Here is a 14,242-nt window from a genome sequence, read left to right as displayed (position 1 = left end):
TTTTCGATGTCCGCAGCGGTTGTCCAGGCGGCGACGGATGGTGGTTTCACGCTCGACGACCGTTATCTGAGGGAGCGGGGGACGGTCTATCTCACCGGCGTCCAGGCTCTGGTGCGTGTCCTCTTCGACCGGATCAGGCATGACCGGCGGTTGGGACGGGATACGGCGGCCTTCGTTTCGGGGTACGAGGGCTCGCCCTTGGCCGGCTTCGATCTGGAGTTGGCGCGACGCTCCGCGTTGCTGACCGAGCATGCCATCTCCCATCAGCCGGGGCTGAATGAGGAGCTGGCGGCGACATCGGTGATGGGCAGCCAACTGGCGGGCGAGGCGGGCCGTATGGGGCCGGACGGGGTGGTCGGGCTCTGGTATGGCAAGTCCCCGGGGCTGGACCGCGCGGCCGACGCCTTCCGGCACGCCAACCTGGTGGGTGTCCCGGGCATCAGCGGTGTGCTCGCGCTCGTCGGTGATGATCCGGTGGCCAAGTCCTCGACGGTGCCGTGCGCGTCCGAACGCGCCTTGGCGGATCTGGCGTTGCCGGTGTTCTACCCGGCGGATACGCAGGACATCCTGGATTACGGGCTTCATGCCGTGGAACTGTCCCGGGCCAGTGGCGTCTGGGCCGCGATGAAGGTGGTCACCAACGTGGCGGACGCGGCCGGCACCGCGACCGTCGACCCCGGCTGGCGCCCTCCGGTCCTGGCCCCACGCGGCGGCGCCAGTCCGTACGGCCATCGTCCGAGCGCCCATCTGCTGGGCAGCAGCCTCGCCGCGCTGGAACGCAGCCTGTACACCGTGCGGCTGCCGCTCGCCGCCGAATACATCCGTGCCAGCGGCGTCAACCGTTTGATCAGCGGCACCTCCGCCGACCGGGTCGGCATCGTGGCGGCGGGGAAGCCGTACCTGGATCTCCGGCAGGCGCTGCGCGACCTGGGACTCGACGAGAGGGACCTGGCGCGTTACGGGATCCGGTTGCTCAAGCTCGGTGCGATCCACCCCTTGGAGCCCACCATCATCAGGGAGTTCGCCGGTGGACTCACCGAGATCATCGTGGTGGAGGAGAAGCGGTCCTTCATCGAGGCGGCCATCAAGGACATCCTCTACGGAGTGCCCGGCGCGCCCGCCGTGTACGGCAAGGCCGGTCCGGACGGTGCGACGCTCTTCAGCGAGATCGGGGAACTGGGTCCCGAGGTGATCGCGGCCGGGCTCGCCCGCCGCCTGACCGCGCACGGGGAGATCGGCTCCGTCAGCGCCTGGCGGACGAGGCGCCGCGGGGAACGGATCTCCCTGCCCCTGCTGACCCGGACGCCGTATTTCTGCTCCGGCTGTCCACACAACTCATCGACGAAGGTTCCCGGCGGCTCGCTGGTGGGAGCCGGTATCGGCTGCCACACCATGGCCGTGTTCATGGATCCCGCGCAGGTGGGGAACGTGGTCGGGCTGACCCAGATGGGCGGTGAGGGCGCCCAGTGGATCGGGATGGCCCCGTTCGTCGGCGACGAGCACTTCGTGCAGAACATCGGCGACGGCACGTTCACGCACTCCGGCAGCCTCGCGGTACGGGCGGCCGTCGCCGCCGGGGTCAATATCACCTTCAAGCTCTTGTACAACTCGGCCGTCGCGATGACCGGCGGTCAGGAGGCGGTCGGCGGTCTCCCCGTCGACCGGCTGGCCGCGCTGCTGCTCCTGGAGGGGGTGGCGAAGGTGGTCATCACCAGCGACGCCCCGGAGCGGCTGCGCAGGGCCGGGCTTCCGAAGGGAGTTGAGGTACGCCATCGCGACCGGCTCCTGGGCACACAGGAGGAACTGGCCGCCATACCCGGGGTCACCGTGCTCATCCACGATCAGGAGTGCGCGGCCGAGAAGCGGCGGAAGCGCCGCCGCGGCAAGGCGGCCACCCCCGACACCAAGGTGGTGATCAACGAGCGGGTCTGCGAGGGGTGCGGGGACTGCGGTACGAAGTCCAACTGCCTGTCCGTCCATCCGGTGACCACGGAATTCGGCCGTAAGACGGAGATCAACCAGTCCTCGTGCAACCTGGATTACTCCTGCCTCGACGGTGACTGCCCGTCCTTCCTGACCGTCGTCCCCGGGCGCCCCGGGCGCCCCGGGCGTCCCGGGCGCCGCCGGGAGCTGCCCGACCTGGCCGCCGAAGCGCTGCCGGCGCCTGAGCGGCGGTCCGTCCGCGAGGACTTCACGGTGCGCATCACGGGCGTGGGCGGCACCGGCGTGGTCACCGTCGCCCAGGTCCTCGCCACCGCCGCGGTGATCGATGGCAAGCAGGTGCGCACCCTCGACCAGACGGGGCTGGCGCAGAAGGGCGGCGCCGTGGTGTCGGACATCAAGATCACATCAGAGGTGGTGGAGCAGGCGGCGAAACTCGCCACCGCCGAATGCGATCTCTACCTGGCCTGCGACGCTCTCGTGGGCGCCGATGCGCAGTACCTGGCGGCGGCCGACCCCGGCCGGACGACCGCGGTGGTCTGCACGACCGAGATCCCCACCGGCCGGATGATCATCGACCCCACGGTCACCTTCCCCGAGGAGGGCCGTATCCGCTCGGCCATCGACGCGGCCAGCGCGCATGCCGTGTATCTGGACGCCCGCGCGCTGGCGGAGGCGCTGTTCGACGACGACCAGTACGCCAACGTCCTCCAGCTCGGCGCCGCCTTCCAGACCGGAGCGCTCCCGCTGACCGCGGAGGCCATCGAGCGCGCCATCACGCTGAACGGCACGGCTGTGCGACGCAACCTTCAGGCATTCCGGCGGGGCCGTCAGCTCATCGACGACCCCGAGGCGTTCACAGCCGCCGCCACGCCCGGCCCGTCCGCCACGGCTACGGCCGCAGCCGGGCGGGTTCACCCGGCCGCCGGGCGGGTGCGGGCGATGGTCGGCGCGGAGCCCGGCTCCGAACTGGCACGTCTGCTGGACATCCGGGTGCCGGACCTCATCGCCTACCAGGATGTGCGGTACGCGGGCCAGTACGCGGAGTTCGTCGAGCGGGTCCGCCGCCACGAGCGGACCTCCACCGCGGTCACCGAGGCGGTGGCCCGCAACCTCTACAAGCTCATGGCCTACAAGGACGAGTACGAGGTCGCCAGACTCTCCCTCGAGCAGACGCTGACCCAGGACATCGAGGCCCGGTTCGGTAGCGGGGCACGGTACTCCTACCGGCTGCATCCTCCGGTGCTCAGGGCACTCGGCATGAAACGGAAGATCAGCCTGGGCCCCTGGTTCCGCCCGGTGTTCCGGACCCTCCGCGCGATGCGCAAGGTCCGCGGAACACGCCTGGACCTCTTCGGCTACGCGCACCTGCGCCGCGTCGAGCGCGCGCTGATCCAGCAGTACCGCGACACCATCCTGGAAGCCCTGTCCACCGCACGGCCCGCCGCAGATCTCGACGCCGTGGTGGAACTGGCGGAACTCCCCGACATGGTGCGCGGCTACGAGCAGATCAAGCTGGACAACATCGACACCTACCACCGGCGGCGGTCCGAGCTCCTGGAGAAGCTGCGGCCCGCACCGGCCCAGGAGGCGCCGATGTGCCGCTGAACAGGCGCCGCCGGTTTCGCGCACCAGCGGCACCGGCGCCGCCGCCCCCTTCCGCGCACGGTCAGGCTCGGCGTCGCGACAGCGCCGTCGAGGCCACGGAGTTGTGCACGGTGAAGGAAACCGTGCCCGGAAGGTAGCGGTCCTCCGACCATTCCAAGGGCGTGCCCGCCGGGTCCGTCGCCCGCCGACGCTCCCGCATCAGCGGCGCGCCCTCCTCGCAGCCGAGCAGCTCCGCGTCCTCGGCGTCGGCATAGACGAGGTCGACGGTGTGTTCGGCATCGGCGAACACCACCCCCTGCTCCGTCAGCGGCTCGAGGTGGGAGATCGCCTCGGGCTCAAGGCGGGCGATCATGGCACCGACGTGCTCCACATAGATGGTCCGCTCGATCATGATGGGGACACGCGACAGCGTCCGCAGCCGCAGCACCCGGTAGATCTCCGCCCCGGGCGCGAGGCCGAGTTGCTCGCGCTCCAAGGGGTTGGCTGTACACCTGGTGATGTCGATCGTGCGACCGCCCGGCTCCTCTCCGAGCGAGCGCGCCCAGAGAGTGAAGCTCATCAGCTCCATGAAGCTTTGCGTGCGCGCGGTGCCCAGCACCACGCGCCGCGTGCCACGGCGGGAGGTGACCAGCCCGTTGGCGCGCAGCACGGCCAGCGCCTGACGGACGGTGCCGCGTGATACGCCGTACTGCTGGGCGAGTTGCTCCTCGCTGGGCAGCCGGCCGTCCGAGCCGAAGGCGCCCGAAGCGATGGCCTCGCGCAGGTCGGCGGCCAGCCGTCGGTATCGGGCTCCGGTCGTTCTGCCGTCCGTGCCCGCCATGTCGCTCTCCTTCTCCCTCGGCCGCCATCGCCGCTCCGGCGTGACCCTATCCGCTTCCCGGTCGCTCGGCGGAGTGACCGGGGATCACCTGCCCGCCGGCGGATGGCTTCTTCCCGCGAAGGTCGGGCGGCCGTGTGCGGGCGTTCATCTCCCTGACACCACCCTACTGAGTAATGGCTGAAGTTGTATAGCCAACTTCGGTACCTCAGGAGAACCAGTGAGACAGCATCGCGTTCGTTCGGCGGGCCTTGCCTGCTCCCTCGTCGTCTCCGCGCTCGTACTCAGCGCATGCGGCATGACCAGCACGAATGGGGGCAGCGGCAGCGGCGGCAAGGCCGCGACCGCCACCTCGGCAAAGGACTTCGGCGGCATGGACGCCCTGGTCACGGCCGCGAAGAAGGAGGGCAAGTTGAACGCCATCGCCCTTCCCCGTGACTGGGCGAACTACGGCGAGATCATCGACACCTTCGAGAAGAAGTACGGGATCGAGGTCGAGGTCGAGAACCCCGACGCCTCCAGCCAGGACGAGATCACCGCGGCCACCTCCCGCAAGGGCCAGGACCGGTCTCCCGACGTTCTCGACGTGGGCAGCGCCTTCGCCATCGGCGCGGCCGGGCAGAACGTGCTGGCGCCGTACCGGGTCAGCGCGTTCGACCAGATCCCGAAGCCGCAGAAGGACGCCCAGGCCCGCTGGTACAACGACTTCGGCGGCTATGTCTCGATCGGCTGCGACGCCGGACGCGTCAAGAAGTGTCCCCGGACCTTCGCCGAGCTGCTGAATCCCCGGTACAAGGGCCAGATCGCGCTGACCGGCAACCCGACGAAGTCCAGTTCGGCCTTCGGCGCCGTGTACGCCTCGGCCCTCGCCCGGAAGGGGTCCTTCGACGACATCAAGCCCGGCCTCGACTTCTTCTCCCATCTGAAGAAGGCCGGCAACTTCAACCCGGTCGAGTCGAGCCCCGCGACCATTCAGAAGGGCGAGACGCCGATCAGCATCACCTGGGACTACCTCAACACCGGCTATGCGGACGACCTCCGCGGCAAGGGCGTCGACTGGAAGGTCAGCATCCCGTCCGACGGCGCGTACGCCGAGTACTACTCGCAGGCCATCGTGAAGTGGGCACCGCACCCGGCCGCGGCCCGCCTGTGGCAGGAGTTCCTGTACAGCCCCGAGGGCCAGAACCTGTGGCTCAAGGGCCATGCCCGCCCCGTGCTGATGCCGGCGATGCGGAAGTCGGGGACCCTCGACGCGCCCCTCGCCGCCAAACTCGCGCAGGCGCCCGGCAAGGGCACGGTCGCCTTCCCGACCGAGGGCCAGATCAGCGAGGCCAAGCAGGCAGTCGTCCAGGGCTGGGCCAAGGCAGTCGCCGGATGAGCGCCATCCAGACCGCCGGGGGCGACACTCCGACCCGCTCCTACGGCAGCAAGGCCCGCCCTGTGGCGGCACGGTGGCGCGTTCGGCGCGTGGCGGGCTGGCTCGGTGCCGCACCGCTGCTCGCCTTCGCCGCCGTGGTGTTCGGCCTGGTGCTCGGGACGATGGTGTACGGCGCTCTCACCACACCGGAGTCCGAGCCGGGAGGGGCCCGCCTCACCGGCGCGAACATGAGCGCCTCGCTGCACGGCCCCTATCTGACCTCGTTGATCGGCAGCGTCAAGCTCTCCGCCGTCTCGGCGCTGATCGCCACCGTGGCCGGCCTGCCGATCGCCCACGCGGTCGTGACCTCGCGGTTCCGCGCCCTGCGCGAGGCGGTCCTGGCCGGGTCGGGCGTACTGGCGAACTTCGGCGGTGTGCCGCTCGCGTTCGCGTTCGTGGCGACGCTCGGCAACGCCGGAGTCCTGACCAGCCGATTCCACCTGCTCGGCCACGGCTGGAGCCTGTACGGCTTCTGGGGCCTGACCTTGGTCTACCTCTACTTCCTCATTCCGCTCATGGTGCTCACGCTCACCCCGGCTCTGGAGGGACTGCGGCGGCAGTGGCAGGAGGCCGCCCGTAACAACGGCGCGAACACCTTCCGGTACTGGACGCATATCGCGCTGCCGATCCTCATGCCATCGCTGCTCGGCGGCTCTGTGCTGCTGTTCGGCTCCGCGTTCAGCGCCTACGCGACCGCCGCGGCGATGGTCGGCAGTTCGGTACCGCTGGTCACCATGCAGATCGCGGACGCCTTGTCCGGGAACGTCCTGGTCGGCCAGGGCAACGTCGCGCTCGCGCTCGGCGTCGACATGGTGCTGGTCGCGGGGCTCGTCGTGGCCGTCCAGGTGCCACTCCAGCGCAGGAGCGCCACATGGCTCGCCTGACCACGATCCGATACGGGCGCGCCGCCGTGCTGCTGATCACCGGCGCCTACTTCCTTATCCCGCTCACCTGCGCCATCGCCTTCAGTATCGGCGCGGGCGTCCCGGGTCAGCGCATCGGCATCGATGCCTACACCGGCATCTTCAGCGCCGGCGGCTTCGCCGACAGCCTCGTACTGACCCTGAAACTGGCCGCGGCCACCATCGCGCTCGTGCTGGGTCTGCTGGTGCCCGCTCTGGTCACGGTACGGCTGGCCGCGCCACGTCTGCGCACACTCGTCGAGATCGTGTGCCTGCTGCCGCTGGTCGTACCCGCTGTCGCCCTGGTCGCCGGGGTCAGCGCGGTGCTGCGCTGGGGATCGGACCATTTCGTCGGCACCCCGGTCTTCCAGGCCCTGGTCGCGCTCCAGAACCCGCGCTTCCCCCTGGTCCTGGTTCTCGCGTACACGCTGATGGCGCTGCCCCTGGCGTACCGCACCCTCGACACCGGGCTCGCCGCCATCGACCTGCGCCTGCTCGTGGAGGCCGCGCTGGCCTGCCGGGCGCCATGGCATCGCACCCTGTTCCAGGTGGTGCTGCCCAACCTGCGCGGGGCGCTGCTCAATACGGCGTTCCTGACCCTTGCGCTGGTGCTCGGCGAGTACAGCGTTGCCGCGATCCTCGGCTACCAGCCGTTCGCCGTGTGGATCCTCGCCACCAGCGGCTCGCAGGCCCAGATGTCGGTGGCCGTCTCGGTTCTGGGGCTGCTCGTCACCTGGGTGCTGCTGCTGCTCATCGCCGCCGCCGGACGCGCTCGCCATCCCAAGGAGACCCCATGACCAACCTGACCGTCGAACGCGAAGCCATCAGCCGGACCGGGACCGGGACCGGGACTCGGACCGGTACCAGCGTCGAGTTCCGTGGGCTGCGCCGCTCCTTCGGCGCCACGACCGCGCTGGACGGCCTGGACCTGACCGTCGAGCCGGGCGAGTTCGTGGCACTGCTCGGCCCGTCCGGTTGCGGCAAGACCACCGCACTGCGGACCCTCGCCGGATTCGAGAGACCCGACTCGGGCACGGTGCTCGTGGACGGCGAGGACATCACCGGCGTCCCCGCGCACCGCCGCGATGTGGGGATGGTGTTCCAGTCCTACAGCCTCTTTCCACACCTGACCGCCATCGACAACGTCGCCTTCGGGCTGCGGATGAGCGGTGTCGGCAAGGCCGCGCGGCGGGCTCGCGCCGCCGAACTCCTGGAGCTGGTCGGACTGGAGCAGCACGCCGGCCGCTTCCCGCATCAACTCTCCGGAGGCCAGCAGCAGCGGATCGCCCTGGCGCGGGCCCTGGCACTGCGGCCACGCGTGCTGCTGCTCGATGAGCCACTGTCGGCGCTGGACGCACGCGTACGCCTGACCCTCCGTGAGGAGATTCGCCGTCTCCAGCAGAGCCTGGGCATCACCACCCTGTTCGTGACCCACGATCAGGAAGAGGCCCTCTCCATGGCCGACCGGGTCGCGGTGATGCGTGCCGGGAGACTGGAGCAGTGTGCGCCTCCGGCGGAGCTGTACGCACGCCCGGTGACCGCGTTCGTCGCGGAGTTCGTCGGCGTGATGAGCCGGATCCCGGCCCGGGCCGGGGCGAAGGACGGGACCGTGGACGTGCTCGGCCGCACACTGCCGGTCCATCGGAGCCTGCCGGGCGCCGCCGCGGTCGCCCATGGACCGGGCGAGGTGGACGTACTGGTACGGCCGGAGGCGGTCGAGATCGCGGCGGACGCACAGGGCACGTCCCGGATCGTGGGGGCGGCGTTCCTGGGCGCGACGACGCGGCTGACCGTGCGGCCGGCCGACGGCGGCGATGTGACGACCGATGTGCCGACCCATGCCATGACCACGCTCCCGGTCGGTGCGGCGGTCACGCTGACCCTGCCGGACCGCCCTGTTCTGGTGGACCGCCGCCGGTGAAACGGCGGCCCCGGAGGGGGCCGACGACGCCCACCGACACCCGGCCCAATGACACGGTCGCTGCGTATCGACCCACCTAACCGCCCGCCAACGGACGCGGAGAGCCCATGCGTTCGCCCATTCGCCCGCTCGCCCCGAACCGGAGAAGACTGACCTTGAACCTGAACCAACGCATCGCGGCGCCCGGCCTTCCCGCCGCCGTCCTGTTCGACATGGACGGCACGCTCGTCGACACCGAACGGCTGTGGTGCGCCACAGTGGAACAGATCGCCGCCAGGACGGGGCGGCCGCTGACCGACGCGGACATGCCTCATGTACTGGGCCGCCCCGCCGCGTACACCGCCGCTCATCTGCACCGCACCGGCGCCCCGGCAGCCCCCGGCATCGGGGCGCTCGCCGAGGAGCTGGACACCGCGTTCGCCGCCCGGGTCGCCGACGAGGTCATCCCGCTCCCGGGCGTACCGCGCCTGCTGGACGAACTGGTCACGGCCGCCGTGCCCGCGGCGATCGTCTCCGCTTCGTCGCGCCAGGTCGTCGACCTTGTGCACAGGGTGCTCGGCGCGGACCGGTTCGCGCTGACCGTCGCCGTCGAGGACACCGTCCGCAGCAAGCCGGCGCCCGACCCCTATCTCACCGCTGCCGCCGCCCTGGGCGTCGAACCGCGTAGGTGCCTCGTCGTCGAGGACACGCCCACGGGTGTCGCCGCGGCCGAGGCCGCCGGGTGCCCGGTGCTGGCCGTTCCCTCCACCGTGCCGATCCGGCCCGCGGCCAACCGCACCGTTCTCGATTCGCTGGACCGTGTCGACCTGGCCCTGCTCGCCTTCCTCGTCACTTCGGCACAAGGGGACTGACACCATGGACGACATCCGGCACGTGGTGATCCTGATGCAGGAGAACCGCAGCTTCGACCACTACTTCGGCACGTTGAACGGCGTGCGCGGCTTCGACGACCGCCAGGCCCTGACGTTCCCGAACGGCGACAGCGTCTTCCGCCAGCCCGCCCCGGCCCGGCCCGACGGCGGATATCTGCTGCCCTACCGCATGGACTCCTCGAAGTTCGACGCGCAGAACGCCGACGGCCTGCCACACGACTGGGAGAGCGGTCACGAGGCCATCAACAACGGCGCGATGAACCGCTGGACGTCCGCCAAGGGCGAGCAGAGCATGGGCTACCTCACCCGTGCGGACATCCCCTACCAGTACGCGCTGGCCGACGCCTTCACACTGTGCGACGCGTATTTCTGCTCACTGGTCGGCCCCACCAGCCCCAACCGCCTCTACCTGTGGACCGGCACGGTCGGACCGGGCCGCGACGGCACGACGGGTCCATGGATCGACAACACCCCGCTGCCCGAAAGCCCGGTCTGTGACTGGACCACCTACGCGGAGCGCTTGTCGGCCGCCGGCGTCTCCTGGCGCGTCTACCACACCCCCGGCCTGGACGAGCGTGACGGCAACTACGAGGACAACGCCCTGGAGTACTTCAGCCAGTTCCACACCTTCGACAAGGACGACCCGCGCTACCTCGACGCGATGACGAAATGGGACCTGTCGGCATTCGACGCGCACTGCGAGGACGGCACGCTGCCGACGGTGTCCTGGCTGGTCTCGCCCTATCTGTTCTGCGAGCATCCGGCCGCCAGCCCGGCCTACGGCGCCCACTGGGTCAACACCGCTCTCCAGTCGGTGTTCGCGAACCCCGAGATCTGGAAGCACACCGTTTTCCTCGTCATGTACGACGAGAACGACGGCTACTTCGACCACATGGTGCCGCCCTTCCCGCCCGCGGGAACACCCGAGGAGTTCGTGGACGGTCAGCCGATCGGGCTGGGCAACCGCGTCCCGCTGTGGGTGATATCGCCGTGGTCACGCGGCGGCTGGGTCAACTCCCAGGTCTTCGACCACACCTCCGTACTGCGTTTCCTGGAGGTCGTCACCGGCGTACGGGAGCCCAACATCTCAGCGTGGCGCCGCGCCGTGTGCGGTGACCTCACCACCTGCTTCGACTTCACCCGGCCCGACTTCTCGGTCCCCGTACTGCCGGACACCGGCGCGCTGATGGAGCGGGCCGACGCGGCGATGGAACTGCCGCCGGTGGAACTCCCCGCGCCGGGCGCCCAGATCATGCCGACCCAGGAGCCGGGCGGCCCACGCCCGCACCGGCCACTGCCGTACCGCCCCTGGGCCGATATCGCCGTGGACCGCGCCACCTCCAAGGTGACCTGCACACTCGCCAACGAGGGAACGGCGGCCTTCCCCTTCACGGTCTTCCCCAACATCGCCCGGCCGTTCGCCGGAACACCGTTCACCGTCGCCCCGCACACCACGGCCGCCTACGTATGGGACGCGGTACGCACCGCCGGCGCCTACGACTTCACCGTCCACGGCCCCGATGGCTTCGTCCGCCGCTTCGCGGGGACGGTCGCGGGCCTCGCCCACTCCGAGAACGCCACCCCCAGAGCCGCGGCCGCCCTGCCCGGCGGCGACCCGGACAACGCGTCCATCGAATTGCTACTGGCCAACGACGGCGCAACCGCCGTGTGCTTCACGCTCACCCCGAACGACTTCGGCGGCAAGGCTCGCACCCAGCCGGTCGGCCCGCGCCAACAGCTCACCGTGGAATGGCCCGCGAACGACGGACACTACGACATCACCATCACCGCCGACGACGGCACCGGCTTCACCCACCGATACGCGGGGACGCTCCACCCGGGAACCATCTGACCCTGTAGGAGACCCCTTGGCCGCGGCGTCACTTGCCGATGAACGAGAGGATCTCACGCGCTACGGCCCCGGGGTTTTCTTCCGCGAGCCAGTGGCCCGACTTGGGAATCTCGACCGCGCGTGTGATGTTGCGCAGCGTCGGCGTCAGGGTGGGTCGGGTGGAGGCGAGTGAGCCGGTTGCCGTGAGGAGGAGGGCGGGGGTGTTGACACGGGCGGCCGCGGTGTTGTCACGTTCGTCTTTGTCCAGGCTTCGGTAGAGCTCGAATCCCGCGTGCAGTACGTCCGGGCGGCTGTAGGTGCGGACGTACTCGTTGATTTCCGCTTCGGTGAAGGGGGACCGTGTCCTCTTTCCGCCGAATGACGTTCCGCCGTAGGCGACTTGCGGATAGAAGGCCGTGAGGTACTCGCGCACATCGCTCGGGTTGTCGACGAGTTTCTCGGGGATCGCCTGCTGACTGTTGAAGGCCATGTGCCAGGAGAAGGTCCGGTACTGCGCGGCGGGAAGCTTCCGCCCGGGGAGCGGATAGTCCATGTGTACGTAGGAGTTCACCTGGCCGGGGAACTGCGAGACGTACTGGAATCCGACGCCACCGCCGAGGTCGTGTGCGACCAGGTCGAATCTGTCGAGTCCGATCTGGTCACGCAGGAGACCGTGGACATAACGGGCCAGGGTCTTTTTGTCGAAGCTCTCCGGGCTTCCCTTGCTGTCGCCGAGGCCGGGGAGATCGAGCGCGTAGACGGTGTGATGCTCGGCGAGAGCCGGCATGATCTTCCGCCACTCGTACCACGTCTGCGGCCAGCCGTGCAGCAGCACCAGTGCCGGGCCCTTACCGCCGGTGACGTAGTGCATGCGCACACCGCGGACGGTCGAGAACTTGTGCTTGAACGTCGCGTTGAACTCCGCGTCATGCTTCGTCGCGGCGTCGTACGAAGCCGCCGGCCCGGCCGTCGAGGCGGTAGCGGGAGCTGATGCGACGGCCCCGTCGTGCCCATCGCACCCGGCAGTACTGCCCACGGCGAGTGAGAGGGTCAGCGCGCCGGCTCCGAGGAGGAGGCGCCGGCGGGGAGGGCGCCTGTGGTTTCGAATCAGGTTCATGTCGCGATCTTCAGGTGCGGCCTTGCGGTTCCGTATACTTTTTTGCAGGATTGCAAAAACCGCCCCGAGTGGATCCGCGTCGATCCCGTGTGGAGGAGCCGGCCAGTGACGGAAGACGAAGCCGTATTGCAGAACGTCGGTCCGAGGCTGCGGGGCTTCCGCAAGGCTCTCGGCGTCACTCTCACCGATCTGGCGGAACGCACAGGGCTCACGCCGAGCACCATCTCGCGGCTCGAACGCGGACACATTCGTCCGACTCTGGAACAGCTATTGCCGCTTGCCCGCGCCTACGCCGTGCCGCTCGATGAACTGGTTGCCGCGCCGACCACCGCCGATCCGCGGGTCCACTTGCGCCCCTTTCGCAAACATGGGCTGACATTCGTGCCGCTGGGGATGAAAACAGGTGGCTTGCAGGCGTACAAGGTGATCTATCCCCCGGTTTCGCGACTCCCACCGCCGAAATTTCATCAGCATCCGGGCCGGGAATGGTTCTACGTCCTCCATGGGGCGGTCCACCTGGTCCTCACCGGTACCCGGACGGAACTGGCGGCGGGCGAAGCGGCGGAGTTCGATACGAACGCCCCGCACTGGATCGGCAACGCTCGGGACGATATGCCGGCGGAGACCATCGTGCTCTACGGGCAGCAAGGCGAACGAGTTCACATCACGGACGTCTGAGAACGCCTGACACGGCGCGCAGAAGGGCGGGACCCGGAGTGGGGCCCGCCCTTCTTGGTCATTGTGGTGGGTGGCTTACTCGGGGTCTTTGACGTCCTTGTCGGACTGGAGCCCTTGAGCGGAGGGCGGGTCAACGGTGGTGGTGGGGTTGGTGCAGCCGGGGACGCTGCCTTCGGGGGCGCAGTTGTCCGGGGTGTTGTCGATGACCTTGGTGTTGGTGAGCGTCACCTGACCCGCTTGGTTGTCGATGCCGCCGCCGGCGGTGATCGCCGTGTTGCGGGTGACCAGGCTGTCGACCAGGGTGGCGGTGGCGGTGCCGAAGGTGGTGGTGAGGTTTGAGAGGCCCGCGCCTCTCACCGCGATGTTGTCCTTGAGAGTGGTCGACTTCAGGTTCAGGGTGGAGGCGTTCACGTTGCGGATGCCGCCACCCTCGATGCCGGTGTTGCCCCTGATCGATACGGACTCCAGGGACGCGGTACCCAGTTGGTTCTCAAATCCGCCACCATTGCTGGTGACCGCCCGGTTCTTGAGCAGGGAGCCGCGCTTCATCGTCGTTGTGCCGTCACCGGTGTTGAGGACTCCGCCGCCGAAGTTGGCTGCGCGGTTGCGCTCGACGGCGGTGCGGTCGAGGTTGAGCTCCCCGCCGTCGTTGGAGACGCCGCCGCCGGTAACCGCGAAGTTGTCCTTGAAGGCGGCGTCGTTCAGGTTCAGCGTGCCCTGCTCGTTGAGGGCTCCGCCGCCGGAGCCGCCGCTGACCCCACCGCTGACCGTGAGCGACTTCAGGGTGAGGGTGCCACCGGACACGACGTGGAAGATGCGGAAGTCTTCCGTGGCGTCCGGATCGCGTCGGATGGTGGAGCCGTTGCCGGAGATGGTCACGTCCCCGGTGATCTCCGGGAGCCCATCGTCCGGGTTGTCCGGTGTGGTCAGTGTGTAGGTGCAGCGGGGCGCGAGGGTGATGCGACCACCGTTGGTGTTGGCCTGGTTGATCGCGGCCACCAGGCCGGGGATGTCGTTGCACCGCACCTGAATGTCGTCGGCGGCACTGGCCGACCCGGTGGGCAGGACCGCGAGGGAGAGTCCCGCACCCACCGCGACGGTCATGGCGCCGGACCGCGAAATGAACCTCATCGCTACG

The 14,242-nt window shown here is 69.3% G+C and carries 11 protein-coding genes; 8 read left to right on the top strand and 3 right to left on the bottom strand.

Features of this window, described 5'->3' with window-relative positions:
• The first annotated feature begins 6 nt into the window (after positions 1 to 6).
• Positions 7 to 3,549: an indolepyruvate ferredoxin oxidoreductase family protein gene (locus ACK1X7_RS22015; protein ID WP_413115546.1), complete on the top strand. Its 3,543-nt coding sequence runs from the start codon at positions 7 to 9 to the stop codon at positions 3,547 to 3,549.
• A 61-nt stretch (positions 3,550 to 3,610) separates the two neighbouring features.
• On the opposite strand, the gene ACK1X7_RS22010 is transcribed toward ACK1X7_RS22015, so the two are convergent.
• Positions 3,611 to 4,369, bottom strand: coding sequence for a GntR family transcriptional regulator (locus tag ACK1X7_RS22010; RefSeq protein WP_361513839.1), 759 nt, complete (start codon positions 4,367 to 4,369; stop codon positions 3,611 to 3,613).
• A 295-nt stretch (positions 4,370 to 4,664) separates the two neighbouring features.
• Here ACK1X7_RS22010 and ACK1X7_RS22005 point away from each other — a divergent pair, with 295 nt between their 5' ends.
• The 6 genes from ACK1X7_RS22005 to ACK1X7_RS21980 all read left to right on the top strand — a co-directional run bounded on the left by ACK1X7_RS22005 (position 4,665) and on the right by ACK1X7_RS21980 (position 11,330).
• Positions 4,665 to 5,744 carry an ABC transporter substrate-binding protein gene (locus ACK1X7_RS22005; RefSeq protein WP_385144724.1) on the top strand — a complete coding sequence of 360 codons (1,080 nt, stop codon included), beginning with the start codon at positions 4,665 to 4,667 and terminating at the stop codon, positions 5,742 to 5,744.
• Positions 5,741 to 6,667, top strand: a complete 927-nt coding sequence (locus ACK1X7_RS22000; protein ID WP_413115545.1) for an ABC transporter permease — start codon at positions 5,741 to 5,743, stop codon at positions 6,665 to 6,667. Before ACK1X7_RS22005 ends, ACK1X7_RS22000 begins: the two co-directional genes overlap by 4 nt.
• The gene (locus tag ACK1X7_RS21995; RefSeq protein WP_413115544.1) at positions 6,655 to 7,482 is read left to right on the top strand and encodes an ABC transporter permease; all 828 of its coding nucleotides are present in this window, start codon (positions 6,655 to 6,657) and stop codon (positions 7,480 to 7,482) included. Before ACK1X7_RS22000 ends, ACK1X7_RS21995 begins: the two co-directional genes overlap by 13 nt.
• Positions 7,479 to 8,606, top strand: a complete 1,128-nt coding sequence (locus tag ACK1X7_RS21990; protein ID WP_385144718.1) for an ABC transporter ATP-binding protein — start codon at positions 7,479 to 7,481, stop codon at positions 8,604 to 8,606. Before ACK1X7_RS21995 ends, ACK1X7_RS21990 begins: the two co-directional genes overlap by 4 nt.
• 155 nt (positions 8,607 to 8,761) lie before the next feature.
• Positions 8,762 to 9,457, top strand: coding sequence for an HAD family hydrolase (locus ACK1X7_RS21985; protein WP_390792192.1), 696 nt, complete (start codon positions 8,762 to 8,764; stop codon positions 9,455 to 9,457).
• A gap of 4 nt (positions 9,458 to 9,461) precedes the next feature.
• On the top strand, positions 9,462 to 11,330 hold the full coding sequence (locus ACK1X7_RS21980; protein WP_413115543.1) for a phosphocholine-specific phospholipase C: 1,869 nt from the start codon (positions 9,462 to 9,464) through the stop codon (positions 11,328 to 11,330).
• 28 nt (positions 11,331 to 11,358) lie between these two features.
• On the opposite strand, the gene ACK1X7_RS21975 is transcribed toward ACK1X7_RS21980, so the two are convergent.
• Entirely contained in the window at positions 11,359 to 12,345 is a 987-nt protein-coding gene (locus ACK1X7_RS21975; protein WP_390792191.1) for an alpha/beta fold hydrolase, read from the bottom strand.
• A 186-nt stretch (positions 12,346 to 12,531) separates the two neighbouring features.
• Here ACK1X7_RS21975 and ACK1X7_RS21970 point away from each other — a divergent pair, with 186 nt between their 5' ends.
• Positions 12,532 to 13,104: a helix-turn-helix domain-containing protein gene (locus ACK1X7_RS21970; RefSeq protein ID WP_385144709.1), complete on the top strand. Its 573-nt coding sequence runs from the start codon at positions 12,532 to 12,534 to the stop codon at positions 13,102 to 13,104.
• 75 nt (positions 13,105 to 13,179) lie between these two features.
• Here ACK1X7_RS21970 and ACK1X7_RS21965 read toward each other — a convergent pair whose 3' ends face one another.
• Positions 13,180 to 14,235 carry a hypothetical protein gene (locus ACK1X7_RS21965; RefSeq protein WP_413115542.1) on the bottom strand — a complete coding sequence of 352 codons (1,056 nt, stop codon included), beginning with the start codon at positions 14,233 to 14,235 and terminating at the stop codon, positions 13,180 to 13,182.
• Positions 14,236 to 14,242: the final 7 nt, after the last annotated feature.

It is taken from the genome of Streptomyces sp. CY-1, assembly GCF_047218265.1.
Lineage (GTDB): Bacteria > Actinomycetota > Actinomycetes > Streptomycetales > Streptomycetaceae > Streptomyces > Streptomyces niphimycinicus.
Note: the sequence above shows the minus strand (reverse complement) of the source record. Positions and strands in the feature narration are given on the sequence as shown.